Annotated in this window: 22 protein-coding genes and 1 pseudogene; 19 read left to right on the top strand and 4 right to left on the bottom strand. The window is 60.3% G+C overall.

Going from position 1 to position 26979, the window contains the following annotated elements; all coding sequences use genetic code 11:
• Positions 1-17: 17 nt before the first annotated feature.
• The 15 genes and pseudogenes from VSP_RS27540 to VSP_RS27450 all read left to right on the top strand — a co-directional run bounded on the left by VSP_RS27540 (position 18) and on the right by VSP_RS27450 (position 22688).
• Positions 18-890 carry a hypothetical protein gene (locus tag VSP_RS27540; protein ID WP_232289516.1) on the top strand — a complete coding sequence of 291 codons (873 nt, stop codon included), beginning with the start codon at positions 18-20 and terminating at the stop codon, positions 888-890.
• 8 nt (positions 891-898) lie between these two features.
• The gene (locus tag VSP_RS27535; RefSeq protein ID WP_009964795.1) at positions 899-1165 is read left to right on the top strand and encodes a hypothetical protein; all 267 of its coding nucleotides are present in this window, start codon (positions 899-901) and stop codon (positions 1163-1165) included.
• Positions 1166-1471: 306 nt separating this feature from the next.
• Positions 1472-3064: a PBECR3 domain-containing polyvalent protein gene (locus VSP_RS27530; protein WP_009964794.1), complete on the top strand. Its 1593-nt coding sequence runs from the start codon at positions 1472-1474 to the stop codon at positions 3062-3064.
• A 20-nt stretch (positions 3065-3084) separates the two neighbouring features.
• Entirely contained in the window at positions 3085-3282 is a 198-nt protein-coding gene (locus VSP_RS27525; RefSeq protein WP_009964793.1) for a hypothetical protein, read from the top strand.
• Positions 3279-3689 (top strand): annotated as a pseudogene (locus tag VSP_RS43500) (putative polyvalent protein kinase domain-containing protein); the annotation flags it as partial. The gene VSP_RS27525 and the pseudogene VSP_RS43500, both read left to right, overlap by 4 nt.
• Positions 3690-4468: 779 nt before the next feature.
• On the top strand, positions 4469-7411 hold the full coding sequence (locus VSP_RS43495; protein WP_009964789.1) for a hypothetical protein: 2943 nt from the start codon (positions 4469-4471) through the stop codon (positions 7409-7411).
• A 262-nt stretch (positions 7412-7673) separates the two neighbouring features.
• A complete protein-coding gene (locus tag VSP_RS27495) occupies positions 7674-8627 on the top strand; it encodes a hypothetical protein (RefSeq protein ID WP_009964787.1) in 954 nt (317 codons plus the stop codon).
• Between the two features lie 56 nt (positions 8628-8683).
• Positions 8684-9637 carry a hypothetical protein gene (locus VSP_RS27490; RefSeq protein WP_009964786.1) on the top strand — a complete coding sequence of 318 codons (954 nt, stop codon included), beginning with the start codon at positions 8684-8686 and terminating at the stop codon, positions 9635-9637.
• Positions 9638-9720: 83 nt separating this feature from the next.
• The gene (locus tag VSP_RS27485; RefSeq protein ID WP_029190810.1) at positions 9721-10647 is read left to right on the top strand and encodes a hypothetical protein; all 927 of its coding nucleotides are present in this window, start codon (positions 9721-9723) and stop codon (positions 10645-10647) included.
• A 56-nt stretch (positions 10648-10703) separates the two neighbouring features.
• Positions 10704-11657 carry a hypothetical protein gene (locus VSP_RS27480; protein WP_009964783.1) on the top strand — a complete coding sequence of 318 codons (954 nt, stop codon included), beginning with the start codon at positions 10704-10706 and terminating at the stop codon, positions 11655-11657.
• Between the two features lie 57 nt (positions 11658-11714).
• On the top strand, positions 11715-12668 hold the full coding sequence (locus VSP_RS27475) for a hypothetical protein (RefSeq protein WP_009964781.1): 954 nt from the start codon (positions 11715-11717) through the stop codon (positions 12666-12668).
• A gap of 498 nt (positions 12669-13166) precedes the next feature.
• On the top strand, positions 13167-13760 hold the full coding sequence (locus tag VSP_RS27465; RefSeq protein ID WP_009964778.1) for a hypothetical protein: 594 nt from the start codon (positions 13167-13169) through the stop codon (positions 13758-13760).
• A gap of 129 nt (positions 13761-13889) precedes the next feature.
• A complete protein-coding gene (locus tag VSP_RS43490) occupies positions 13890-19160 on the top strand; it encodes a hypothetical protein (RefSeq protein WP_009964776.1) in 5271 nt (1756 codons plus the stop codon).
• Complete coding sequence (locus tag VSP_RS27455) at positions 19157-19405, top strand: hypothetical protein (RefSeq protein ID WP_029190808.1); 249 nt, start codon at positions 19157-19159, stop codon at positions 19403-19405. The genes VSP_RS43490 and VSP_RS27455 overlap by 4 nt, the downstream gene beginning before the upstream one ends.
• A 127-nt stretch (positions 19406-19532) precedes the next feature.
• Complete coding sequence (locus tag VSP_RS27450) at positions 19533-22688, top strand: hypothetical protein (RefSeq protein WP_232289515.1); 3156 nt, start codon at positions 19533-19535, stop codon at positions 22686-22688.
• Here the strand turns inward: VSP_RS27450 and VSP_RS27445 are convergent.
• The 4 genes from VSP_RS27445 to VSP_RS43225 form a co-directional block, all read right to left on the bottom strand.
• On the bottom strand, positions 22669-24204 hold the full coding sequence (locus tag VSP_RS27445) for an IS66-like element ISVsp4 family transposase (protein WP_076611853.1): 1536 nt from the start codon (positions 24202-24204) through the stop codon (positions 22669-22671). The two genes, VSP_RS27450 and VSP_RS27445, sit on opposite strands and share 20 nt — an antisense overlap.
• Before the next feature lie 217 nt (positions 24205-24421).
• On the bottom strand, positions 24422-24778 hold the full coding sequence (gene tnpB, locus VSP_RS27440; protein WP_009960173.1) for an IS66 family insertion sequence element accessory protein TnpB: 357 nt from the start codon (positions 24776-24778) through the stop codon (positions 24422-24424).
• Positions 24772-25119 (bottom strand): IS66 family insertion sequence element accessory protein TnpA, encoded by a 348-nt coding sequence (tnpA, locus tag VSP_RS44040; RefSeq protein ID WP_075090741.1) that lies wholly within the window; start codon positions 25117-25119, stop codon positions 24772-24774. The genes tnpB and tnpA overlap by 7 nt, the downstream gene beginning before the upstream one ends.
• A complete protein-coding gene (locus VSP_RS43225) occupies positions 25083-25358 on the bottom strand; it encodes a hypothetical protein (protein WP_198141452.1) in 276 nt (91 codons plus the stop codon). Before VSP_RS43225 ends, tnpA begins: the two co-directional genes overlap by 37 nt.
• A gap of 45 nt (positions 25359-25403) precedes the next feature.
• Here VSP_RS43225 and VSP_RS42660 point away from each other — a divergent pair, with 45 nt between their 5' ends.
• From VSP_RS42660 to VSP_RS42645, 4 genes are all read left to right on the top strand, one after another.
• Positions 25404-25697 carry a hypothetical protein gene (locus VSP_RS42660; RefSeq protein ID WP_157211091.1) on the top strand — a complete coding sequence of 98 codons (294 nt, stop codon included), beginning with the start codon at positions 25404-25406 and terminating at the stop codon, positions 25695-25697.
• Positions 25698-25763: 66 nt separating this feature from the next.
• On the top strand, positions 25764-26501 hold the full coding sequence (locus tag VSP_RS42655; RefSeq protein ID WP_172683313.1) for a hypothetical protein: 738 nt from the start codon (positions 25764-25766) through the stop codon (positions 26499-26501).
• A 144-nt stretch (positions 26502-26645) separates the two neighbouring features.
• Positions 26646-26804 (top strand): hypothetical protein, encoded by a 159-nt coding sequence (locus VSP_RS42650; RefSeq protein WP_009964767.1) that lies wholly within the window; start codon positions 26646-26648, stop codon positions 26802-26804.
• Positions 26805-26818: 14 nt separating this feature from the next.
• Positions 26819-26965: a hypothetical protein gene (locus VSP_RS42645; protein WP_009964766.1), complete on the top strand. Its 147-nt coding sequence runs from the start codon at positions 26819-26821 to the stop codon at positions 26963-26965.
• The last annotated feature ends 14 nt before the right edge of the window (positions 26966-26979 follow it).

Below are 26979 nucleotides of genomic sequence, written 5' to 3'. Positions count from 1 at the left end.
TGCCGGAACAGAGGTAAGTGGCAAAGCCGCCTGAGTTGATCGAGTACACGGAGACCTGGGGGGGGGCGCGAGGCAGCAGATCTTCCGCACGCGGGATGATGCGCAGCTCAAGAACAGCGATCCGGTGGAGGCATGGTCGCGCCCCCGGCACGCCGTTGCGAAGCCTTCTGGACAAGCTGGGAGTACGTGATCTGGACACCCACGTCTTCACCAAGGAACAGGCGCAGCAGTTGGTGACCCTGCTCAAGCAAGTTACCCCTCCGAAGCTGGACACTCTGGTGCGAGGTATCACGGGTGACAATACTCACAGCAGTGAGCAGATCCGGACGATCGTGGAGGAGTTCGCCAGCTTCATGCCCCCGGCGCTGGCCGGACAGCTTGCCCGGCAGCCCGTTGTAATTGCCGTGGACCCCAGGCACACCACCAGCCCTGCGGCCTATCGTCCCGAAGGCGACTCGATTGTAATCAATCCCAAGACTCCTGATTTTCCGACATTGCGGCGCAACCTCTTCCATGAGTTGGTACACTGGGCACACCTCAAAGGTCCGTCATCCTTCAGGGACCGGGTCACTGCCCTGGCCTCACGACGCACGGGCGGGTTCCAGGGGCGTCCCCTGATTCTCTATTCCAAAACGGGCGTCCTCTACGGCCTCGACGTAAAAGGATTTCCAGATGACTGGGCCGACCATGCCGGGAACCAGGCTGCTGGCCGAGTTTACCCCGGAGTGGAAGATGCCCTGGCGGTAGAGGTGCCGACTGTACATCTGGAAAAACTGACCTATCCTGCCAAAGAACTAACCGCTCATCTAAATTTCAGAAGCGATCGCACTGGCCGCTATGCATGGCGGGAATCATTCCTCACCTGTCTGGACATATTCTTGTCGCCTTAACCATTTCCATGATCACGACGCTCACTCTCAAAAGACTAAACGAGCAGCTTACTCTCACCATGGAATGTGGTCCCTTTGAAGAGTTGAGGTCCCTGCAATTGCTGGGCAATGCAGAGTTTAGGGAGCCACTTGAGGCGCATCTCGCCACCGCCTCACGACATTTCGATGGTATCATGAGTACTTGCCAATATGCAGCGACGGAACTTGGTCTTCACCTCACAGCCAAACACGAAGGCGAGCCGCCTGACTTGCCTCAAGATGTGATCTTTGACTGAACCGGCCAAGACTTTCTTCTTTGCGGTCATCGTTTTCTGGCTTGGGCCCTGGCGGCGGAGGTGCTTGCTCTGCATTTGGAATAACAGACCGAAAGTCCGGAAGGGTTGATCGCCCGTCTCAACCACCGGAGCGTAAACACCGGGGGCTCGCCTCACTCCTTTCCCGGCCAACGCTGAGGGAGGATTTCTTGGTTGTTCACTATCGCGATGCCAAAATCACCGTCGTTGCAGGCGCATGTTGTTGCATTGCACCTCGGTAGTACGGGCCACCTCACAATCACCTGCTGAGGCGAGGACATTGCTGGGATGCATCTGCTCTACGCAGGTCCAGATATCAAGGAGGGAGTGCAGAATAGCTTGCCTGCACTCCCGCCAGTAACGACGGGCAACTGGCAAGCACAGGACCCCGCTGTCTGGGCAAGGGAATATCCCACTCTGGACCTCAAAGTCAAGGAAAGTCTGGATGGCCGGGGCCGCCCCAGCTATTCATTGGGACCTCTGCCAGAAGGTCATCGCGAGGAGTTTGCCACATTCGCAGGCAATGCTGTGGGTGACGCTCAATTTCAGGGGGTGTTTGAAATCAGGGCTGCATCGGACGCGGAGGCCGCGGAGATTCTCAAGCAGGGCGGGCCCGATGTGACAGGAATGCAGCATGAAGTGACGGCGCTGAAGATTCGCCATGCCTTCAACAAACATGGCGATGCTGAGGTGGAGCATCGCATGGGGCAGCGGGCGCTGACCGCGCAGGACATTCCGCGTCTGCTGGAAACGCTGGATGATCCCGATAGCATCAAGGTCACTCCATCGACCAAGGCCAACCGCACGAAGGTGAACTACTCCAAGAAGTTCCCCGATGGAACCGTGGTGGTGGCGGAGCGGATCTTTGAATCCTCCAAAAGGAACAAACCCAGGCTATCCTTTCGAACAGCCTGGGTGACATCGCCTGCTGGCGTCGAGTCCAACACAGCGCAGGTTTATACTCCTGGGCGACAGGGAGAAGGTGCCACCAGAGAGGGTGCAAGTCAAGCCACGAGCTTCTCGCTGGGGCCGTCGGAAGGGGTGGACACGCCGGTGGAGCAGGGCCGTTTTGTGCTCCCATCCCGCAGGCGATCTGATGGATTGGCCCAGTCTCGTGCGCAAGGCACGGGGGCGCTTGTTGCCGCTCCGGAAGCCCGTGGGGCGCTGGATACCATCCGCCAGCACCTGCCTGCGCTGCTGCACCAGCGGGTTCTAGCCTTTGACACTCCCGCGGACCTGGCGGCCTCCTCCTATGGGGAGGACTACAGCGATGCGGAGATAGCAAGCATGGAGGGGGCGGAGGCGCTCTTTGACCGGCACACGAAGCGCACGCTGCTGTTCCTGGGGCAGGTGGAGCAGCGTCCTGGTGAGACGCCGCTGGCGGCGGTGGGAAGGGTGCTGGTGCACGAGCGCATGGGCCACGAGGGCGTGAACTTCCTGCTTGAGACGGATGCGGACTTTGCCGCCCGCTGGAACAAACTGATGGGGGCCATCCCGCAGGCGGAACTGGACGCCATCCTTGACGAGCCAGGGTACGCGCACCTGGAGGAGCAGCCGCCGGAGCTGGCACTGGAGTGGATGGCGCGGCAGATCGAAGCCGGTGAGGCACCTGCCGTGGTGGCCCAGCTCAACGGGCAGGAGCCGGGCCTGGCGCAGCGGATGTGGCAGGCCATGAGAGATGCCCTGACCCGCCTTCTGAGCCTGTACTCTGGCGAGGCCAAGTTTGACCTTGAACTCAATGACCTGATCGCGCCAGGCGCGCGAGGCGGCGCTGGACGGCCGCACCGCCAGCCAGCTCACGGCAGAGCTCGACCGGCGCGCCGCGGAGCTGGAGGTACGCAGCCCCCTGCCCGAGGTGATCCGTCTTGCCTCCCCCCATAATCCTGATATACTTCTTACTCATGGAAATGATACCGCCCGTGCCCATCAAGATCGCAACCCTGGACGAGCGCTTGAGAGCGTCCGCCGCAGTGCCGTGGGAGCGCAAGCTCGCCGCCATGAAGAAGCAGGCCGGGTACCTGGAGGACCAGAGCGACGATCCCGCCACGAGAGCCCTGGCTTACCGCGAGTCCATGCGGAAACTCTCGAAGGAGGCATAGCCTCGCTCAGGAAGTTCCGGGGGGCTGAGCACGATGTGTATCACCACCGGCCTTCCAACCTCGCCATCAAGCTCACCAGGCCGGGTGAATTTGGCTGGGGTGGGAACATCCAGACCTATCTGCGCCGTCTGGCCTGGACCAACATCCTCTTTGATGACGACGTCGCTGTCGCAGGCCTGACCCAGCTTCCTGGGGAAAGCCTGCCGCGCCTGGTGACAACCCAGCCGTGGTATGATGTACAGGAAGCGTCTCCCCACCCGAATGCAGCGGAGATCCAGACTTACATGCGGGCGAAGGGGTTTCTCAAGGTGGCGGATGAAGGGTATGTGCACGAGCACCTGGACATCTATGCCAGCGATGCCAAGCCGGACAACTTCATCCGAACGGAAGCCGGCGTCATCCACCCCATCGACCTTATTCTTGGTCAGACCGATGAGCAGGAGTACCGACGGCTGCGAGACCTGGTGGAGAAGATGCCGCAGATGCCTGGTCCAGCCAGGCGTCAGGAAAAGGATGGGCGGGATGCCCGGCTCCAGTTTTCTATACCCGCGGACAATTCATTTGCGGAAGGTGCTCTAACAACTATTTTACAAAAATCAGATGCAATACGAAACGGATCCAGAACTGATCAGGAAAGCTTGGAGAGCATCGTCGAAAGTTTCCGAAGAGAGCTTCAAAGAGCAGGTCCAGGCTGGGATCGTCGCACGCACCGATCCTTTGCTTTGGATCGACAAATCCGATTCCTCGAAAAGCTCGGCGACCCAATCCAGCTCCAAGGAAGAGCCCTAGGACAAGGTGGTGAGCATCATGTCTATCATGATGCTGGGGCTGGCGAGGTGAACAAGCATACACATGGTCATCGCTATGGATTTGTGGTGGATCAAGGGGCGGATGCCGCCAAGGGTAAGCTTGAGTTGCGTGATGCCTTGCCTTCCGACTATCTGGTGCGTCTTGACCTGCAAAATGCGATTTTTGGAGACGAAATTGTCCTGGTTGGAGCGACCAAGACTCGCTATTCTCCCTATCCTGCGATTGTAACCAGACAGCCGATTGCTTCAGGTGTTCACCCTTCGCTGACAGAGTTGCGTAACTACATGAAACAAAAGGGATTTGTAGTTCTTCCCAGCGAAATTCAGATGCCAGGCACCTTTAGAGGAGACGTGTGGTATCATGCTGAAAGGGGTGGATGTTCTCCCGGCTGCGCTCTTATGAGGCGATATCTGGAGACAGGATCTTTCGCACGCCGGACGATGCGCAGCTGCTGGATGAGGATGTGCAGGAGGCGTGGTCCCACTTTGCGATCTCCTACTGGGCAGGCAAGCCCAAGATGGACCAGGCGCTGCCCGAAAGCTGGAAGGCACGGGGATCCCGCCAGGTCATGACCGATGTGATCCGCTCCAAGATGGGCGGGGTGATGACGGGGTATGCCACGTTTTTCAATGCCGTGTTTCGTCGCACGGCCCGGAATGACAAGCTCCAACGTGAAGGACGTGTGGGCGGGGTGATCCAGCCAGCGGCGCAGGAAATGATGGGGGCGTTCCCCCTGGACCCGGTTGACAATTCAAACCTTGAAAACGAAAATGAACATCATGGCTCTACCCGCCCATCTGAAGAAGGCGCTCGATCAGGGCGAAGCGGTCAGCCTCGCCTTCGACCCCAAGACTGGCAGCGTGAGCGGCCGGGTGTTGACGCCCGAGGAGCTGGAGATGCAGCATCAAGAAGCTTCCAGGAAGTTTACGCAGGGCTTCCGGCCGAAGTTTCTTCCCCCGTTGCCGAAGCCTGGCGGCAGCGCATAGCGCCGGCAGAGATCGCGGCGGTGGCCGCGGGGCGCAAGCCGGCGTTTCACGAGTACCTGGGGGACGAGGCTGCGCCGCTGGCGCAGGCTCTGGGCAGGGAGTTTCCCAGTCTGCATGTGGAGGCGTTCGACGGCCATCTGGTGGTGGCAGATCTGGATCTGGTGGGCACCATCGCTGGCACCGCAGATCCTGCCGCGGCGTCGGCTGCGCTGCGTGAGGCTGCACTCTCGGACAACATCGGTGAGTATCTGGGGTACGGTGTGCCGCATTGGAATGAGGCGGATGCCATCGTGACCCTGCGGGATGCTTCCGGTGAGATGCTGGCCGGATTCCACACCCTGAACGAAGGGGTGGAGGACTTTGCACGGGATCGTGCGCAGGACTACGCGGCCTACCTCGGGCCGGGAGTGACGGCAGAGATCGAGCTCAAGCGCAAGCCGCAGCCGCAGTCGCAGCCGGATGGTCAGCCGGGGAATCAGGGGCAGAATCAGAATCAGGGGCAAGCTCAGTCTGTTGTTTCGCAAGAGATGTCCGGAGCGCCATCCCAGGCAGGGGATCCGCAGGGGGCGGCTCCGGCCCCAGAGGGGGCTGGCAGCACGGGGCAGGCGGCTCCGGCCTCGCGGGAGAAGGCGGCCCAGTACTTTGAGCAGGCCTTCGAGGCCTCCTCCGCGCTCTTCCAGCACCTGGGGCTGGGGATCGAGGAAATTCACACGGAGGCGGAGGCCGCCGCGCGCGGCATCCCCGGGCACATCTCCGTGGGCGTCTCACGGGATGGCCGGCGCCTGGTGGTGGTGCGCCCGCGGCTGGAGCCCGGCACCACGGCCGCGCTGGCGGCAGCCATCACGCGGGAGGAGCTCATCCATGCCGCGTGGATTGCGGCCCTGCGGGAGCAGTGGCGGCGCGATCCCCAGGGGCGCAGCTTCCAGGAGCATCTGAGGCATGAGGAGGGGCGCATCCTGGAGGAGCTGGAGCTCACCGAGGCAGGGCGGGAGGCGCTGCTCAATACGGTGAACATCTATCACGGCCAGGGGCGCACGCAGACCGGGCCGCTCTACACCAGCTATGAGCAGGCACGGGCCGCGGTGGACGGTGGCCTGAGCGGCATGGTCACCGAACTGGCGCGTCAGCTCATCCAGATGCGGGAGGGCGGGCGCATCTCTGAGCATGTCTTTGCCCGCACCATGCGCCGCCTGCGGGACTGGATGCGCAAGGCCCTGCGGGGGCTGAAGAAGCTGGCCGCGCGGCCGGAGAACGCCAGCCCGCTGCTGAACCAAGCCATCCGGGATACGGAGGCCATTCTGGAGGGGCGCGATATCTCCCCCTCCCCGTGGGATGCAGAGGCCACAGAGTACTACGGAGCCCCTTCCTGGGGAGACGGTCCCCCGCCAGCCATGCTGCGCCTGGAGGTGCCGGAGAGTGCGCCAGACATGGCCGGGCTCTTCACCCCCACCGGGGAGGGCGTGCGTGGTTTCCAGGATCAGGTGGCCCAGGCTGCCGTGCCGGATGGGCCTGTGGTCCTCACTGGCGTACAGCCCACCGTGCTCACCGCTGCGGGGGCACCGGGCGGGGCGCCGCTGGCCGTGCTGCCCAAGGTCTTTGCCGACATGGACCGGCTGAAGCTCAACCCGGAGGAGAAACAGGCGCTGCTGGATCACCTGCTGCGGCCGATCGCCGTGTTTGGACCTCGAACCCCGCCCTACAGCGTGCGCGTGCTCACGCCGTATCTGGAGGATGGGCGGCCCGTGCTGGCGGAGGTGTTGTTGCATCGTACCCGCTCAGGGGCGGTGGAGCATCAGGTGAGTGGGCTGGTGGGGATGGAGAAGGAGGATGTACGACGCTTGTTTACCACAGAACTGCTCTATGAGAGCAATGTGAGGTCGGCTTTGTGGATCAACAAGTTCGGTGCGAAGTTACCGCCCCAGCGCGGGATGCTCTACAGCAGTGCGCAGAGCTACATCCTCAGTCCCGAGAAGGTGACGGAGTGGCATCAGAACCAGAAGACACCGCTGCCACCGGAATTGAAGGCAGGGGCCGTGTTCGACAAGGTGAAGAAGCATCTGCCCAGGGCCAAGGACTCGCTGCCCGTGCTGGATGCGAATCTCGCAGACCAGGCCCTGATCGATCAGGCAGAGCAGTTCCTGCGGGATCATCCCGTGGTAGATGCCCCTGGGACGGGGCGCATCCTGCTGGCGCATCCGGAGGGGCGGGAGAAGGACGGCTTGAGAACGAGGGCGAAGCATCTGGTGGCTTCTCATGCGGTGACAGACAGCTACAAGACGGGCCCCAGAATATTGAAGCCGGAGAAATCCCTGTCTCTGCCGGCGATGGTGTAGACCGTAGCGGACTACGATCTTATCCTGGAGCACAAAGGGGCGCGGATCTATGTCAGATGTTATGTCAATGGCGACATCCACGCCGTGTTCACCTCCGCGAATGCAATAAACACCCCCCATGGCCCGGTGCAGGAAACGCTCTCCAGTCAGAGAATCCTCAAAGACGGGCTCGATGGTGCCAAGATCATCAAGGTCCGGGAGTAACATGCATCTGTCTGTGGTCCCTGTTTGACGGACGGGGGTTTAAGCCGCAGTTTATGCGATGACAGAGGGGAACAGAAGGCCCGGGATGCCCTGGTGGTGGACGCCGGTGTACAACCAGCAGGAGCCTGGGCAGAAGCTGCTGCGTCAGGCGGAGCCGCTCCTGAAGAAGCTCGGGGTGGAGTTGGCCGAGTACTTCACTGAGGAGGAGGCGGAGGCTGACGGTGTGCCCGCGCACATCACCCTGGGGGTGGATGCGGCGCGGATGCGCCTCATGGTGGTGTATCCACGGTGGGATGGACGCTTTACCGAAGAGCGGCTGGCCAAGAGAGTGGGGGTGGAGTTGATCGATGCAGCATGGGCCTCGATCATGCACCGGCGCTGGGAGATCAAAGGGAAGAAGACGTCCTTTGCCGAGTATCTGCAGCATCAGGAGCGACTGCTGCTGGCCGCGCTGGATCGTTGCAAGCCAGCATCGTTGGTCTTTCTCCAGGCGGCCAACATCTGGTGTGGAAAGGGGAAGGAGGATGAGTATCCCCCCTTCGCCCGCAAGGCCGAGGCACGGGAGAAGGTTCATAATTGGTTACCGGGGATGATGTTGGAAATTGGTCTTGAGATGGTAGAGGTGAGGCGGTCCGAAAAAATTGAGCAGCGAGAGTACAATGCAGCAATGCACCGTCTTCTTGGTTGGCTGAGTAAATGCCTGCAACTACTGAGAGCTGTGGCCGCGGATCCCGCTACGACATGCAAACCGATAACCGAGGCTCTCAAGCTGGGGCGGGTGATCCAAAATCGCGAATACACATACTATTCGTATCGCAGCAGTATGTTTAGGTACGGCGAAGATGGCTGTGCGCGGGGCTGGGCCTCCGTGGATGAGAACAGCTATTTGTTCCAAAACTACCGACGGAAAAAGCTGAGAGAGCAGGAGCGGATGGCCGCCAATGAAGCAAAGACCAGCGAGACGAACAATGCGGAGAAAAGGGAAATAACAAATGCGACAACCAGTTCCTGAAGGGGAGGAGTTGTTCCGCCGTTTGACAAATCCGGGATTGGGTCGCAATTTATGCGATGACAGAGGGGAACAGAAGGCCCGGGATGCCCTGGTGGTGGACGCCGGTGTACAACCAGCAGGAGCCTGGGCAGAAGCTGCTGCGGCAGGCGGAGCCGCTCCTGAAGAAGCTCGGGGTGGAGTTGGCCGAGTACTTCACTGAGGAGGAGGCGGAGGCTGACGGTGTGCCCGCGCACATCACCCTGGGGGTGGATGCGGCGCGGATGCGCCTCATGGTGGTGTATCCACGGTGGGATGGACGCTTTACCGAAGAGCGGCTGGCCAAGAGAGTGGGGGTGGAGTTGATCGATGCGGCATGGGCCTCGATCATGCACCGGCGCTGGGAGCTCAAAGGGCAGAAGACGTCCTTTGCCGAGTATCTGCAGCTTCAGGAGCGGCTGCTGCTGGCCGCGCTGGATCGATGCAAGCCCGCGGCGTTGGTCTTTCTCCAGGCGGCCAACATCTGGTGTGGAAAGGGGAAGGAAGATGAGTATCCCCCCTTCGCCCGCAAGGCCGAGGCACGGGAGAAGGTAAAGAATTGGTTGCCGGGGATGATGTTGGAAATTGCACGGGAGATGGTGGATGTGAAGAGATTTAAGAAGATAGAGCAGCGGGACTTCAACGCGGTGATGAATCGTTTGCGAGCTTGGCTGCGCAAATGCCTGCAACTGCTGAGAGTTGCAGCGGCAAATCCGGTCATGGCATGTGAACCAATAGCAGAGGCTCTAAGACTGGGAAGAATGATTCAGAATGGAGAATACATTCTCGATCCGTATCGCAGCAGTATGTTTAGGTACGGCGAAGATGGCTGTGGGAGAGGCTGGGCCTCCGTGGACGAGAACAGCTACCTGTTTGAAATTTATCGGCGTGATCGTCTGAGAGAGCAGGAGCGGATGGCCGCCAATGAAGCAAAGACCAGCGAGACGAACAATGCGGAGAAAAGGGAAATAACAAATGCGCCAACCGGTTCCTGAACGGGAAGGGTTGTTCCGCCGTTTGACAGACGGGGGTTTAAGCCGCAGTTTATGCGATGACATAGGGGAACAGAAGGCCCGGGATGCCCTGGTGGTGGACGCCAGTGTACAACGAGCAAGAGCGAGGGCAGAAGCTGCTGCGTCAGGCGGAGCCTCTCCTGAAGAAGCTCGGGGTGGAGCTGGCCGAGTACTTTACTGAGGAGGAGGCGGAGGCTGACGGAGTGCCTGCGCACATCACTCTGGGGGTGGATGCGGTGCGGATGCGCCTCATGGTGGTGTATCCACGGTGGGATGGGCGGTTTACTGAAGAGCGGCTGGCCAAGAGAGTGGGGGTGGAGCTCATTGATGCCGCGTGGGCCTCGATCATGCACCGGCGCTGGCAGCTCAAAGGGCGGAAGACAACTTTTGCCGAGTACATTCAACTTCAGGAGCGATTGCTGCTGGCAGCGCTGGATCGTTGCAAGCCCGCGTCGTTGGTCTTTCTCCAGGCAGCAAACATCTGGTGTGGTTGCGGGAAAGAAGATGAGTATCCACCCTTCGCCCGCAAGGCCGAGGCACGGGAGAAGGTAAAGAACTGGCTGCCGGGCATGATGACGGAAATTGCACGGGAGATGGTGGATGTGAGGAGATTCAAGAAGATAGAGCAGCGGGACTTCAACGCGGTGATGCATCGTTTGCGAGCTTGGCTGCGCAAATGCCTGCAACTGCTGAGAGTTGCAGCGGCAGATCCTGTCATGGCATGTGAACCCATAACAGAGGCGCTAAGACTGGGAAGAATGATTCAGAATGGAGAATACATTCTCGATCCGTATCGCAGCAGCATGTTTAGGTACGGCGACGACAACGGCGGGCGAGGCTGGGCCTCTGTGGATGAGAATAGCTACCTGTTTGAAGTTTATCGGCGCGACCGTCTGAGAGAGCAGGAGCGGATGGCCGCCAATGAGGCAAGAGCTAGCGAGGCGAACAATCCAGAGGAAAGGGAAATAACAAATGCGCAAGCCAGTTCCTGAAGAGGAAGGGTTGCTCTGCCGATTGACAAAATCGGAATTGAGTCGCAATTTATGCGATGACAGAGGGGAACAGAAGGCCCGGGATGCCCTGGTGGTGGACGCCGGTGTACAACCAGCAGGAGCCTGGGCAGAAGCTGCTGCGTCAGGCGGAGCCGCTCCTGAAGAAGCTCGGGGTGGAGCTGGCCGAGTACTTCACTGAGGAGGAGGCGGAGGCGGGCGGTGTGCCCGCGCACATCACCCTGGGGGTGGATGCGGCGCGGATGCGTCTCATGGTGGTGTATCCACGGTGGGATGGACGCTTTACCGAAGAGCGGCTGGCCAAGAGAGTGGGGGTGGAGTTGATCGATGCAGCATGGGCCTCGATCATGCACCGGCGCTGGGAGCTCAAAGGGCAGAAGACGTCCTTTGCCGAGTATCTGCAGCTTCAGGAGCGACTGCTGCTGGCCGCGCTGGATCGTTGCAAGCCCGCATCGTTGGTCTTTCTCCAGGCGGCCAACATCTGGTGTGGAAAGGGGAAGGAGGATGAGTATCCCCCCTTCGCCCGCAAGGCCGAGGCACGGGAGAAGGTTCATAATTGGTTACCGGGGATGATGTTGGAAATTGGTCTTGAGATGGTAGAGGTGAGGCGGTCCAAAAAAATTGAGCAGCGAGAGTATGATGCAGCAATGCACCGTCTTCTTGGTTGGCTGAGTAAATGCCTGCAACTACTGAGAGCTGTGGCCGCGGATCCCGCTACGACATGCAAACCGATAACCGAGGCTCTCAAGCTAGGGCGGGTGATCCAAAATCGCGAATACACATACTATTCGTATCGCAGCAGTATGTTTAGGTACGGCGAAGATGGCTGTGCGCGGGGCTGGGCCTCCGTGGACGAGAACAGCTACCTGTTTGAAATTTACCGGCGTGATCGTCTGAGAGAGCAGGAGCGTATGGCCGCCAGTGAGGCACGAGCTAGCGAGGCGAACAATGCGAAGGAAACGGAAATAACAAATACACAACTCAATTCCTGAAAGGGGAAGGGTTGCTTCGCTGTTTGACAAATCTGGGTTTAAGCCGCAGTTTATGCGATGACAGAGGGGAACAGAAGGCCCGGGATGCCCTGGTGGTGGACGCCGGTGTACAACCAGCAGGAGCCTGGGCAGAAGCTGCTGCGTCAGGCGGAGCCGCTCCTGAAGAAGCTCGGGGTGGGGCTGGCCGAGTACTTCACTGAGGAGGAGGCGGAGGCGGGCGGTGTGCCCGCGCACATCACGCTGGGGGTGGATGCGGTGCGGATGCGCCTCATGGTGGTGTATCCACGGTGGGATGGGCGGTTTACTGAAGAGCGGCTGGCCAAGAGAGTGGGGGTGGAGCTCATTGACGCAGCATGGGCCTCGATCATGCACCGGCGCTGGCAGCTCAAAGGGCAGAAGACGTCCTTTGCCGAGTGTCTGCAGCTTCAGGAGCGACTGCTCCTGGCCGCGCTGGATCGATGCAAGCCCGCGTCGTTGGTCTTTCTCCAGGCGGCCAACATCTGGTGTGGAAAGGGGAAGGAAGATGAGTATCCGCCCTTCGCCCGCAAGGCCGAGGCACGGGAGAAGGTAAAGAATTGGTTGCCGGGGATGATGACGGAAATTGGTGTGGAAATGGCCCAGTTAAGAGATCGCAAGAGAATTCAACAGCGCGAATACAACGCGGCGATGCACCGGCTGCTAGGGTGGTTGCGTAAAAGCTTGCAGATACTCAGGTCGGCGGCTGCCGATCCAGCCATGGCATGTGAGCCCTTGAACGAGGCTCTTAAGTTGGGCCGGATCATTCAAAATCGCGAGTGCATATCCTACTCGTATCGTAGCTCAATGTTTAGGTACGGCGATGATAGGTGGGGGCGGGGCTGGGCCTCCGTGGACGAGAACAGCTACCTGTTTGAAATTTATCGGCGTGATCGTCTGAGAGAGCAGGAGCGTATGGCCGCCAATGAAGCGGGAGCTAGCGAGACGAACAATGCGGAGAAAAGGGAAATAACTAATACACAACTCAATTCCTGAAAGGGGAAGGGTTGCTTCGCCGTTTGACAAATCCGGGTTTGAGTCGCAATTTATGCGATGACAGAGGGGAACAGAAGGCCCGGGATGCCCTGGTGGTGGACGCCAGTGTACAACGAGCAGAAGCTGCTGAGGCAGGCGGAGCCGCTCCTGAAGAGCATGGCGAGTTCCTCTTGACCAGGCACCCTACAAGGGAATTCGCACCCCTGACCTCGAACCCGAAAGCCCAAAGCCAGGAGTGCAGGTTGCCAGCAAGCCAGCCACCTTTTGGCCCATACTGCACGGTCTCTCACGCGCGAGCTTGCATCTAAAGCTCCAGGGCTGCTCACACATAGGGTCTTAAGAAAGATGCACTTCACCTATGAGGCAGAGGGAACATAGTTCGGGTAGTGCGCATGTCAATCATTTTGGCGCGCGGATGAAGTGAGTTCCCCGTCGAAAACCCGTCTGCCTACAAACAGAGCCAGACGGCCACGGACCACTGTGGAAGAGATTGGCCCCATGGTGACCCAGCCGGACGAGAGCATTCTGCGCCTGCCGGACGTGTACATGCGGGTGATGCAGAGTGATGAGATGGGCCTCATGCCCGGGCGTGAGGCGGAGTTCCAGCGTCTGCGTGCGGATCTGGCCATGCTGCCGGATCCGGTGGGGAGCCTGCTTTCCTCCCGTCTGGACTCCGTGAGCCAGCAGCCTCCGGGTACGGGCGGATCCCTGCACCTGGGCATGCGGCAGATCCACCTCATGCATGAGAGTGGTTTCCTGAATCTAGCGCCTCATGCTGCTGCGGAGGAGCTGGGTGGAGGCACCTCACTGGACCCGGGCAAGTACCAACCAGGGAGCTTCCAGTCCGGGGGCGAGTCCCTCGCGCCGAGGGCGAGACCGGCGGCGGGCAAGCTGGAGTCCTCCTGGCAGGCCTTCAACCTCATGCGCGGGCTGGACCACTATGCCTCCACCCTGGGGCGGCCCATCACCACGAAGGAGGTGGAGAAATGGATCGATGAAATGACAGTGGTGGAGCAGCGGCATGCCGGGGCGCAGGCGGTGCTGGCAGCGGGGGCGAGGCTGCTCAGGGACAGAGCGGAGACCTGGGCATGACGTCCGAGCTTGCGGGCATGACTGGAGTTTCAGGAAAAATTGGCGTCGAATTGTGCCCGTGGTGGGCCTGGCCGGGAAGGCTCTCCGGCGGTGCAGGATGCGACAGAGAAATATCAAACCTGAATTGACATGACGGAAGCAAAAGAGGTGGTAGCCAGCCAGACCAAACCTGTGGCGGAAGCCGGACCGGAGAAGGAGGAGCGGTCCTTCTTGTCACCACCCCCGACAGGGAATAGGGCCCAGGAGAACGACGAAGCCCTCCACACTGATGAGACCAGTGCCAATGACAGCCCGCCAGGCGTTGCAGGTGCTGACGAGCTCCAGGGAGGAAGGCCAAAGTCGGGGGCCGAGGCCCAGCGGCAACAACAGAGGGAGGAAATAAGTAAGGTGCTTCTTGCTCTGGGGGCAGTCAGCGAGCCAGCAGGTGGTCCGGGGAACGTCGCGCCTCCGACTTCCTCAGAGAGGGATGCGAAATATTATCAGAGCCTCAACATCGCGTACCTCGCCGTGGATCTGGGTCAGGATGTGGGGATGGTTGCGAAAGACTACCCAGCGCTGAAGCCAGCCTGGGTGCAAAAGCGCATGGGGCGCTCCGATGTCTCGGAGAAGGAAATGCTTGACTTCATCATCCAAGAAGTGCGACATCAGGACCTGCTCCGCAAGGCCCTGGAGAGAGACCAAGATCGTCGCTCAGTGATCAAAGGCATCAATGATAAAAAAGGGGGGGTTGTCATCAGTCCGGGCGGTGACATGGTTGCGGGAACCAACAAGATCGCTGAGCGGGGGACAGGGGGGGAGTTTATGCTCCGAGATGCTGCGATGTTGCGCCCTGCTCTGCATCATGCCGGGAATAGTGAGGTATATTTAGAGAGTCCGGATATAATGATGGCCCGGAAGAAGGATGCGAGTGGAAGCTTTACGGCCAGTGTGCATGATGGCATTGCGTTCGCGTCTTCGCCGACGGGGGACTATGTGCCGCAGAGTCGCGATGCCAATGAATCTGCGGCCTGGGTGGAACTTCGGAAAAAACGGCTTGCCACCGAAGCGAAGTATCAAACTTGGGCGCAGGAGTCGCTGAGGCGTAGGGAGGCATTCTCTGAGCTTGTTGCTGCCCGCAGAGATCAGATAGTGGGCTCAACCAAGTCAAATGATGAGATGGAGGCTTTGCTACTGGAGTTGGCGCAGACCTCGCGAGATTGGGGGGAGCGGGAGCAGGAGAGGCTGCGTGAACAGGCGACTGAGGCGGACCACGACGTGCAGAATAGCCTGCTCTCCGTGAGGCGGTTCGATTCGTTTCTCGAGACAGCTGGCTACCGTGGCGGAGCTGCGGCGCTTGTGGAGCAGAAGGAACAGGAGGCGATTGAGCAGGACGCAGAGGCAGTCCTCGTGGACCGGATGCTGGGTGCCAAGGGAATCTGGAACAGTGGAGAGGGCGGGGATCCGCGGGCCCTGCCTGCCACACGGAAGTATTTGCGTAAAATGCTGCTACCAGCGGCTGAGATTGTGTTAGAGAACGGGACACGGCAGATTGTCTATGACAAACGCTTTGCCGACCCAGCGGAGGTGAGAAAAGCCCGCTACAGTGGTGGCAATCACTCACCCAAATCAGTGAGGGTACTCAGCCAAGAGGAGAAGGAGGCGGATCAACACGAGGACAAGGAGTATCAGGCTCTGCAGGCGCAGATTGCCGAGATCGACAAGCAGGAGGATGACCTGCTGGAGCCCTACGGGTTCGATGACGCAACCAAGACGCTGGTGAAGCACCGTGCGCTGTTGCAGGCGGCGAGCAAGTTGCCGCGGCCTATCAAAGAACTGGCGAGCAATCCAGACACCTGGTTGAGCAAGACGCCGATCCTGGGTGGGCTGTACTCTGTGCGCATCATGGCGCCCATGGTGCTGATTGCGCGCCGCCTGGAGAGAGGGGAGGAGGTGAGCCAGGAGGAGCTGCAGATGCTGCATGAGACGCTCATCGAGATGGGGCGTCCCAACACCTGGCTGGCTACGACGCTGGACATGGCGGCGGAGTCTGCCTCCATCGGCATCGAGATGCTGACCACCGCCGGGGTGGCCACGGCGACGCGCAAGGCCGTGACCAAGCTGGGGAAGGAGGCGGTCTATGTCTATTTGAAGAAGTTTGCCCGCGGGGCGGAACGCGATGCCCTGTTGCGTTTGGCAGAGCGGAAGGCGGGCAAGAGCCTGGTGGTGCGTGGTCTGGCCGGGGCGGCGAGCGTGGCCGCGCAGACGGCGACGGGCACGCTCTCCCGCGTGCTGGACCGCACGGTGACGGATCTGGGCACCCAAGGGGTGCAAGTGACGCAGAATGACCTGGACCAGTATGTTGCGCACATCGATGCCACGGAGCGGCCGGGTTCGGTGTGGTCGGCGTTTGGGAAGGCGTTCCGGTACCAGTTCATGGAAAATACTTCCGAGAAACTGGGGAGTGTCTTCAGCGCCCTGGGTGGGGAGCAGGCTGTGAAACAGGCCATGCGGGGACTCTCTGAGCCGATGAAGGCCCAGCTGGGCAAGCACGCGCTGTTCCTGGCCATTGCGAAGGCGAACCCCGGCAAGAAGCTGGAGGCGGTGCAGAAGATGCTGGCACGGGCCAATGTGGACGGCCTGCATGCGGAGGTGCTGGAGGAAGGGGGCTCGGCTGCGCTGCACTACCTCTTTGACGGGGAGGAGTTTCATCTGCCCTCGGTGGAGGATGTGGCGTCGCTGTTTGTGACCATGCTGATGACGGGCACGGTGATGAAGGTGGCGAACTGGCGGGATGGGAAAGGTAAGACGGAATCACACGGTACGCCGCTGGGACAGGCCCTGCGTGAGCCGGGGGAAACGGCAGCATCGCCGCAGCAGGCGACGCTGGCGGCGGGAGCCAGTGCGCAAGCCCCCGTGCAGGCCGGGGCAGGGGGCATCACCGCGGAGGGGACGCTCCAGGGGTCGGGCGGGCTGGGTGCGGCAGCCGAAGGGCAAGCTGCGGCCGGTGTGGAGGCCACGGCGGTGACGGGCGGGGCGGTGCAGCCGCGCTTGAGCTTCAGTCAGGGGAGCGGAGGGCACCGGTTGGTGGATCGGTTCGTGAATCTTGCGGCGCTGGAAGGGCGCTTCCGGCGAGGTTCAAAAACGGATGCGAAGGGCCTGGAAGAGGTGTTGGCTCATTACTCCTTGAAACCGGGAGAAGCGCGCCTGGATAAGGCTGTTCGCGTGCGCCCCGGTGTTAGTAAGGCCCACACGATTGTTCTGGCCTCAGGAGGAGAAGCCGTCCTCAACGTGGAAGGCAACAAGGTGTGGGTGGACACCCAGGGAGTCCAGGGCAAGGCTGCAACGGGCGAAGGCAACAATCAGGAGCAGGAGCTCAAAGGGGGAGATCTGGTCTATCAAGCTGCGATGACCTACGCACTCAACAATGGTCTGCAGTTCTCGCCCGATCCACGTTCAGTGACCAAAAAGGCCTTGCGCCGAAGGGTGAGTCACATGCTCTCCAGTGCGCTGCGTCACGGCACCACCAAGCATCTTTCACCGGTGAGCCCTGCGTATTCCGCAACCACCCCTGATAAGGTCACGAAGGACCTGGTGGCAGATCAATGGCGCGAGGAGCAGACTCCTGAGGACTATCAGCACAACCTTGAGCTGCTGATCCGGGAGGAGTTGAAGTGGGTGGGGGAACAGATGGCGGCAGTGCCCAGTCTGCGGGAGGCACGGCAAAAGAAAGCGGAGAAGGATGCCAAACGGAATGGCGAGACGCTCCCGCCCTGGCCGGAGCCGCCCCCGTTGGTGCTGCTGGAGGACTTGCAATATGACCCTGCCAGCGATACGGTGCTGCAACGAAAGAAAGGTGCCGATGGGACAGTTCAGTGGCAAAGGTTATCCGAAGGAGATTTTAGAGCTCTCGTGGCGGGATTGGACCCCGGAGACAGCGGAGTTAGTGCGGCAACACTTTCTCGGGCCCTTGTCGCAAAATCCGAGGTGGAAGGATCGGCCACTATTGGGAGTGGTGTGGAACATAGGATTCATCAGGAGTCTAACGGAGCAGGAAAACTATCTGGTGACCCAAGCAGTACTTTATACAGAGTATTGGGAACAGAAGGAAACCCAAAGGAAATCTTCTACAGCCAGCAACAAGGAAACAACCTAGAGAGTTCCACCGAGGCGGCACATCCGGTGCAGCGCACCGGGGTGACCCAGGCGGAGGTGGATGAGGCGCTGAAGCGGCTGCGCACGCTGCCTGAGGCGGCCGGGCTCACGGACAGCCTGCTCATCGTGGGCAACCGCCAGGAGCTGGATGGCAAGGACGGCCGTCCCGGTGAGGCGGACTATCAGCCGGATGAATGGGCGGGCATCGAGACGGCCGAGGGCTTCATTGATACCAAGACGGGCGGGGCGGTGGTGTTGCGCGACCAGGTGGAGGTGCGCGAGGGTGAGACGCCGGCCATGGCGGTGGCCCGCGTGGTGATGCATGAGCGGGTGGGACACGGCGGGGTGAATGCGCTGCTGAAGACGGAGCCGGAGTATCAGAAGAAATGGGACAGAGCCAGTGCCCTGATCCCTGCGGCAGAACTGCAGTCCCTGCGCCAGAAGTACCCTGAGCTGACGGACCGTCCGGCGGATCTGGCGCTGGAGTGGCTGGCGCATCAGACCGGGGACCGGATGAGTTCCCAGAGCTTCAAGCCCGGCAGCGCGGCGGCAGAGATGTGGCAGACGCTGAAGGACTATGTGGCGAAGATCATGCACACGGCCAGCGGCGGCAAGATGATGAGCGATGCGGCGCTGGATGCGTATGTGCGCGACATGATCTCCGGGGCGCGCCGCATGGTGAAGAACGGGCAGGCTAGCGGGGGCAATGCTTCCGTGAACGGAGCTACGGTTGGTTCAGTGAATGGGGTGAACGGGACAGCTTCCGCTGGTCGCCTGTCGTTCTCAACCGGTGATGGGGCGAGTGCCGAACATAACAGCTCACCTCGCAAAAATATCCAACAAGAGTCTTCCGATGATCATGAGGATCAAAATGATTCTGGGCTCAGTATAAATGATGCGCGCGAGTCCGCCACGATCGCTCAAGAAAAGGAAGGGAATGGAAACAACCTCGAAGTTGAGTATAAAAGTTCCATTATTGAGATCGTTGAAAGGGAGGGAAATGAAATCTCAGGCAGGATTCCTGTGCGGAGAGGGGAGGCGAGATTCATTTTTACTGCCAAGTTGGAAGGGGACTCATTTGTGATGGCCGGGGCACACATCGAAGGCGATGGCAGCATGTCTGAGGTAATGGAGGTGGCAAAGGCTCTAGGTAGAGAAGCCGGGAAAAAGTTTGTTGTGATTCAAGGTGGAAAACGTACTACAGGTGCCAAGGCCGGGAGAGGGCTGGCGCACATTCCGCGACCGATCAAACTCGAGACAGGACTATGAACAAAATCCAAATAACTGGCGTTAGATATGGTGCCAAAGTAGTATCCTTGGTGTCTGAAGTGAAGAGGCTTGCGGGGGTCTCGCTTACGGAGGCGAAAAGCATCGTTGAGCGGGTCATCGATGGGGAGGCTGTTGTCGTGGAATTCAAAAATGAGGAGACCCTGCGCGAGTTCAGAGTGGCGGCGGAAAATTTGGGTGCAGAGACCGGGCCTGAAGAGGGAAACACCGTGGCAGGTGGCAGTTGAGAGGCATTGAGATCAGGATCGCCATGCCTATGAGCTTTGTGAGCATCTGATGCGCAGTGGCAATTCGGGTCCGTCTTCTGCCCGATATTGCGGAAACGGCTTTTGATTGGAGGCGGTCTATGTCTATTTGAAGAAGTTTGCCCGCGGGGCGGAACGCGATGCCCTGTTGCGTTTGGCAGAGCGGAAGGCGGGCAAGAGCCTGGTGGTGCGTGGGCTGGCCGGGGCGGCGAGCGTGGCCGCGCAGACGGCGACGGGCACGCTCTCCCGCGTGCTGGACCGCACGGTGACGGATCTGGGCACCCAAGGGGTGCAAGTGACGCAGAATGACCTGGACCAGTATGTGGCGCACATCGATGCCACGGAGCGGCCGGGTTCGGTGTGGTCGGCGTTTGGGAAGGCGTTCCGGTATCAGTTCATGGAAAATACTTCCGAGAAACTGGGGAGTGTCTTCAGCGCCCTGGGTGGGGAGCAGGCTGTGAAACAGGCCATGCGGGGCCTCTCTGAGCCGATGAAGGCCCAGCTGGGCAAGCACGCGCTGTTCCTGGCCATTGCGAAGGCGAACCCCGGCAAGAAGCTGGAGGCGGTGCAGAAGATGCTGGCACGGGCCAATGTGGACGGCCTGCATGCGGAGGTGCTGGAGGAAGGGGGCTCGGCTGCGCTGCACTACCTCTTTGACGGGGAGGAGTTTCATCTGCCCTCGGTGGAGGATGTGGCGTCGCTGTTTGTGACCATGCTGATGACGGGCACGGTGATGAAGGTGGCGAACTGGCGGGATGGGAAAGGTAAGACGGAATCACACGGTACGCCGCTGGGACAGGCCCTGCGTGAGCCGGGGGAAACGGCAGCATCGCCGCAGCAGGCGACGCTGGCGGCGGGAGCCAGTGCGCAAGCCCCCGTGCAGGCCGGGGCAGGGGGCATCACCGCGGAGGGGACGCTCCAGGGGTCGGGCGGGCTGGGTGCGGCAGGCGAAGGGCAAGCTGCGGCCGGTGTGGAGGCCACGGCGGTGACGGGCGGGGCGGTGCAACCGCGCTTGAGCTTCAGTCAGGGGAGCCGGACTCCGGGGAGTTGGTTCATGGAGTTGGCGCAGGACTGGAGGCGGTTCTTGCGCAAGGGACCAACAGAGAGCAAGGATCTTGGTCAGATTGTTGCCCATCATCAGGTCACCCCCAACGAAGCCACCGTCAAGGAGTTGGGATATGGAGTCATGGGACACAGCGGTATCACCTTTGCCATCCAAGCGGAAGCAGGGGGTGAGGCTTACGTGCTTGTGCAAAGGGGCAAAGTCTGGGTGGACACATCAAGCATGAGGGCAGACGACCCGAGTCAGCCCCGGCAGGGGGGAGATCTTGTCTACCAGTCTGCCATGACTTATGCCCGGAACAACGGGCTTCAGTTTGTGCCAGACCCCATGGGTGTAAAGCCGATTGCACGGCGGCGGCGCATTTCACAGATGCTGAGCAGTGCACTGCGCTACAGATCTACCCAACACCTCTCCCCTCAGGGTTATGATCCAGACACGCAGACCGCCTACGATGAGGTGCCGGGCTGGCGCAGTGACAACTCGGAGGGGGCCTACAAACACAATGTGGAGCTCATGGCCAAGGCGGAGCTTGAGTATGTGAGCGAAGAAATGAAGCAGCGTGGGCTGGATATCGACGACTTGCACTATGACCAGACAACGGATACAGTCTGGCGTGATTCTACCCGGCAAAGGCTATCCCAAGGAGATTTTGACGCTCTCGTGGCGCGACTGGACCCCCGAAACAGCGGAGTTGGTGCGACAACACTTTCTCGGGCCCTTGTTACAAGATCCGCACTGGAAGGACATGACCGTGGGCGGGATAGCCAGGAACATCGGCAGGCTGCGGAGGTTGACGGAGGAGGAGAAGTATCTGAGGACCCAGGCCGTGAACTATTCAGACTACTGGGACCAGATGCAGACCCCAACGAAATCTTCTACAGTCGACAGCAAGGAAACAACTTAGAGGATTCCGCCCCAGGGGCACATCCGGTGCAGCGCACCGGGGTGACCCAGGCGGAGGTGGATGAGGCGCTGAAGCGGCTGCGCACGCTGCCTGAGGCGGCCGGGCTCACGGACAGCCTGCTCATCGTGGGCAACCGCCAGGAGCTGGATGGCAAGGACGGCCGTCCGGGTGAGGCGGACTATCAGCCGGATGAATGGGCAGGCATCGAGACGGCCGAGGGCTTCATTGATACCAAGACGGGCGGGGCGGTGGTGTTGCGCGACCAGGTGGAGGTGCGCGAGGGTGAGACGCCGGCCATGGCGGTGGCCCGTGTGGTGATGCATGAACGGGTAGGTCACGGTGGCGTGAATGCGCTGCTGGGAACGGAGCCCAAGTTCCAGAAGAAATGGGACAAGGCCAGTGCCCTGATCCCTGCGGCAGAACTGCAGTCTCTGCGCCAGAAGTACCCTGAGCTGACGGACCGTCCGGCGGATCTGGCGCTGGAGTGGCTGGCGCATCAGACCGGGGACCGGATGAGTTCCCAGAGCTTCAAGCCCGGCAGCGCGGCAGCAGAGATGTGGCAGACGCTGAAGGACTATGTGGCGAAGATCATGCACACGGTCAGCGGCGGCAAGATGATGAGCGATGCGGCGCTGGATGCGTATGTGCGCGACATGATCTCCGGGGCGCGCCGCATGGTGAAGAACGGGCAGGCTAGCGGGGGCAATGCTTCCGTGAACGGAGCTACGGTTGGTTCAGTGAATGGGACGAACGGGACAGCTTCCGCTGGTCGCCTGTCGTTCTCCAATCCGAAAGGAAGCACAGGGGCGGGCGCGTCTGCCTCCACAGAAAGCACGGATCCAGCGTCGAAGGCTGAAGACCCGCCGCCAAAAGCGCCGTATGTGCCCAAAGGCGCGCAATTGGACCTCTCATATTTCCCTGCGAGCGGGCAAGTGAAGACGGACGAGGAAATTGACCATGACTACGATGCGGACATGGCCGACTCAGCGGACCGACGGAGGCGCAAGCATGCGGGTGAAACGGGTCTTGTGCTATCCCATTACATTGAGCGTCACGGCGAGCAGGTGACGGATCAGCAGCTGAAGGATCGGTGTATTCTTGGGCACGATCCGATCACGGGAACTGATACTGATGGCGATCATGGTGCGACACACAAATTTAGCCGTCATGCTACGAAGTTTGCGACGAGGCGAAGTTTGATTGCTGCTCGAAATGCTATTTTGAATTCACAAGAATACGCTGACGCGTTGGCGGACCCTGTAGTTGAACGTATGCAGTTCAGCAATCCCGTGGCATAGCTTCAGGTTCGAGCCCTGACGCAGGTTTGGGCTTCCAGCGGCTGGGCAGCAGTTCCCCGATGCGCGTGATGTTGAACCCCTCACCGTCACACAGGGTCTCCAGCGCCTCCCCAAGATACTCCCGCACGTTGAGCCCCAGCCGCTGAGCACTGGCCAGCACCGTCAGGATCGCCGCTACTTTGGGCCCGCTCTCGTGGCTTCCTAGATGCAGCCAGTTCTTGCGCCCCAGCGCCACCGGCCTCATGGCATTCTCACACCAGTTGTTGTCTATCTCCACCTCCCCGTGGCTGGCATACACCTCCAGCTTCTCCCACTGGTTGAGCGCATAGTCACAGGCCTTGGCCAGCAGGCTCTGCGGCAGGAGGGCCTTGGCCCGCACCTCCAGGATCTGCGCCTTGAGGCTGGAGAGCTTTTGCGCCACACCCTGCTCCTGCCGGTAGTCCAGACGGGCCTGCCCCTTCAACTGCTTTTCCCGCGCCCGCTCTTCAACTCCATACAACGCGCCGATGCTGGCCACCACCGCCAGCCCCGGTTCGCACGGCACTTCCTTGGGGGCGGCCTGGCACGCCTCCACGAACTTGCGTCGCACGTGGGCAAAACATCCCGCATGCCGCTGCACCTGCCCCTCCAGACAGTCATAGACCACATAGCCGTCGCTTTGCAGGATGCCTCCGTAGTCCTTCAAATAGGCCCTCGCCCCCGCCTGGGCACGGTTGTCCTGGTACTCGAAGTACACCAGCCCTCCGGGGATGGAGTACTGCCACAACCACGCCACATCGTTGCGGCCTTTACCCAGATCTTGCAGCACCGGCAGCCTCGTCTCATCGGCCTGAATGAGCGGCCCCTGCCGCAGCTCCTGGCCGATGGCCCGCGCCAGAGGTTGCAGCAACGCTCCTGCGGCCATCACCGCCCGCGTCGCCGTGGCCTGACGCACGGTCACACTGTGATCGCGCTCCCACCCCTGTAGCTGACGGTACACCGGCAGATAATCGGCGTACTTGCGCACCACCAGCTCCACCACCGTCTCGTTGGCCAGCTGCCCTTTGTCGACGATGCGCCCAGGGGAGGCGGCTGTGGCCACCGTGCGACGGTCCCCCAGCTGGATGACTCGCTTCTCGCGCTTGAGCACCCGCACAAAGAACTCCGCAGGCTTGATGACGAGCTCTTCCTTGATCTCATAGCCCACCAGTTCGCCTTGCGCCGCTTCCAAGCATGGTAGGATGACTTCCACCCGCGGCAGATGCGCGGGCAGTTCGTGCCGCCCAGGATGCACTTGGGCGTAGCGCGGGGTGCCGGGCTTTTTCTTTTTGAGCCGGGCGGCCTGCTCCTGTTCCAGGCGTCCAGCCTCGGGCAGGGTCTTGTCCGCCAGGGCCAGGCCCACTTCAAGGGCCACCTCGGCCTCCTGCACGCCGGGCTCCAGATCCAGCAGCAGGGCCTGGTCTTTGCCGAGGCCCTCGCCTTTGGGACCGTACTTCTTGATGAGGGCCAGCCGCAACTGCTCCTCACGCAGGCGCACTTCCAGTTCCAGGGTGGCAATACGCTCATCGCGCTGACGCAGGATCTCCTCCAGGGCAAGACGCTCCCGGGGTCCCAAAGAAAGCAACAGGGCTTCAGGCAGATCCGGGGTGGCAGGAGTGGCGGGCATGAGCAGCGGGAGCTGCATGATGCCCAGCAGCGGGCTCGTTGCAACAAGTTGTTACCGCGAACCCTAAAAAACACCTCTTCCCGCACCCTCACCCGACCCGGTGCCAGGCCCTCCGTTGGGTGCCTTCCAGGTCAATGCCCGCCAGCAGCAAAGTGAGCTCCGCCTGGGTGAGCACCACCTTGCGTGAAGCTCCTTGCGCTGGGGGCTGCGGCCAGTGGAAGCGCCCCTTCTCCAGCCGCTTGGCGCACACCCACAAGCCCGAGCCGTCCCAGTAGAGGGCCTTGAGACGGGTGCGGTGCTTGTTGCAAAAGACAAAGAGGTGACCGCTCAAAGGATCCTCGCGCAACAGACCAGAAGCCAGGGCGAGCAGCCCCTCAAACCCAAGGCGCATGTCGGTGGCGCCTGCCAGCAAATGGACTTTGGTGGCAGGACCCAGGCTTAGCATGGGGCACCTCCCTGCCTGGCATGGAGAAGTTCAAGGAGGGCGGCCACTTCATCGCGGCCAAAGCCTGAAGGGACGTGCAGACGCCAGAGACCCGCTTCGATGAGATAATCCAAGCCGGGAAGTCCCGCAGCAGTGCTCCCCGGAGGTGAGGAAACTTCCACCGGCAGCCATGGAGGCGGCGCAGGATCAGAGGAGCGCTTCTGAAGTTCAACATGGCGACGCCAGGCACAAAGGCTTGAGACACTCAAAGAATGAAGCCGGCAAAAAGTTGCCAGGGTCAGGCCGCTGGATTGAAACTGGCGCACTAGACGACGACGTTGCAGGGCTGTATATCGAGGCATACGCGCAAACTTGCCCGGCTGCGCTCCGCGCACCAGACGGCCTTGCTGATCTGCTTACAGTTGAACAGCAGGGTTCCTTTAGGATCAAAATCCCCATAACTCGGGTTTTTGGTCCGCATTTTGAGAAACATGTGGCAGGTTTTACACGCGTTGGACCAGCGCAGCCAGGCGGGACTGCCAATCCAACCCTGTTCACAAACTCGGGTGTCGTACTCGCGATTGTAAGACGAGACATTCATGGAAAATGGTGTTTACTGACTCTCTACCCCAACCCAACCTAAATCATGATGAAAGAAACAGCCTTGGAATCCATAGTAAGCACTTTCCTCAATGCGGATGCCACCTATCTACAGGGAGCACGCGACTGGGCTCGCAGCAAAGAGCTTTCCGAGCCATCCCGGGAGAAACGTGATGCATTCAAAGTGGAGCTTGAGCAGGCGCTGGTAGAACCTTACCCCGTTAGCCCACAACTTTTCGAAAGGTGGACTGATGAGAGTGTAGAGACTCAGGAAGAGGTACAAGAACGTTTGCAGGAACTCTGGAATGTCTGCTTTGGTGAGCCGGAGTCTCCAAAGTGATTCGAGAGAGAAAAGGCGGCCACCCGCAAAGGCGAGCCGCCAACGCTGCCGCCCGTGCGCCCCGACGTGGAGCCGGAGATCGTGCTGCTGGAGGACTTGCGCTATGAGCCGGAGTCGGATACGGTGCTGCAACGAAAGAAAGGTGCCGATGGGACAGTTCAGTGGCAAAGGTTATCCGAAGGAGATTTTAGAGCTCTCGTGGCGGGATTGGACCCCGGAGACAGCGGAGTTAGTGCGGCAACACTTTCTCGGGCCCTTGTCGCAAAATCCGAGGTGGAAGGATATGGATCTGGACTGGGTAGTTCGTCAGATCTGGCGGATCAGGAGCGTAACGGAGGAGGAGTGGCATCTGATCGAGGAGGCGTTGAGTTATTCCGCCTACTTGGACCAGATGCGAAGCCAAACTACCTCTTCTACAGCCAGCAACAAGGAAACAACCTAGAGGGTTCCGCCCCAGGGGCGCGCCCGGTGCAGCGCACCGGGGTGACCCAGGCTGAGGTGGATGAGACTATGAAGCGAACTGACGTGTTGGCGAAATTGATCAAAGGCCACTTTGACGTGGAATACTATCCGCTGGAAGAGTTTGGTGCCTGGATGAGATCACGCGATCTGCCTGCTGATCATAAAGAAGTCCAGAGGCTTTTTCGGGAACAACTTCAAGCTGCGATTGAGGATGTGGGCCTGGTTTCTCCAAGAGATTTTGAACGATGGACTAATGTGGATGCTGAAGATCAGTCGGCTGTGCAACATCACCTGCAAGAGCTGTGGGATGTCTGCTTTGGGGAACCCAAGAAATCAAAGTGAACGGATGGTGTCGTTTGCAGAGCTGCCGCTGGTAAATAGCGCCGAAGGGCGGCATCACTGCAGGCCTCTTGATTTCTGACAATCGGGCGTGACTGGGGCGGCGAATGGCTCATGGCTTCTCCTTGCCCTCATCTAAATCAACATATGAAATCCGATAGTGCATTGGAAGCTGTCATTAGTACCTTTCTCAATGTGGAGGACTATGATCTTGAAAGCGTTTGCAAATGGGCACGTCGCCAAGACCTGCCGGAGGTGTCCCGTGAAAAGCGGGATCACTTCAAGACGGAGCTTGAGCTGCGCTAAAGAAGGAGGGCACGGTGACGCCGCCACTCTTTGAGAAATGGACGTTTGTGGACCTGGAGACGCAGGAGGGGGTGCAAGAGCGTCTGCAAGAAATCTGGGATGCCTGCTTTGCAGACCTCAAGGTGGACAACGACGAGCCGGGTCAAGATGCAAGAAGGTGATGTCCACTGCTCTT

Origin of the sequence: Verrucomicrobium spinosum DSM 4136 = JCM 18804, from assembly GCF_000172155.1 — a bacterium.
In the GTDB taxonomy this organism is placed as follows: domain Bacteria; phylum Verrucomicrobiota; class Verrucomicrobiia; order Verrucomicrobiales; family Verrucomicrobiaceae; genus Verrucomicrobium; species Verrucomicrobium spinosum.
This window is presented reverse-complemented; position numbering and strand designations above follow the sequence as displayed.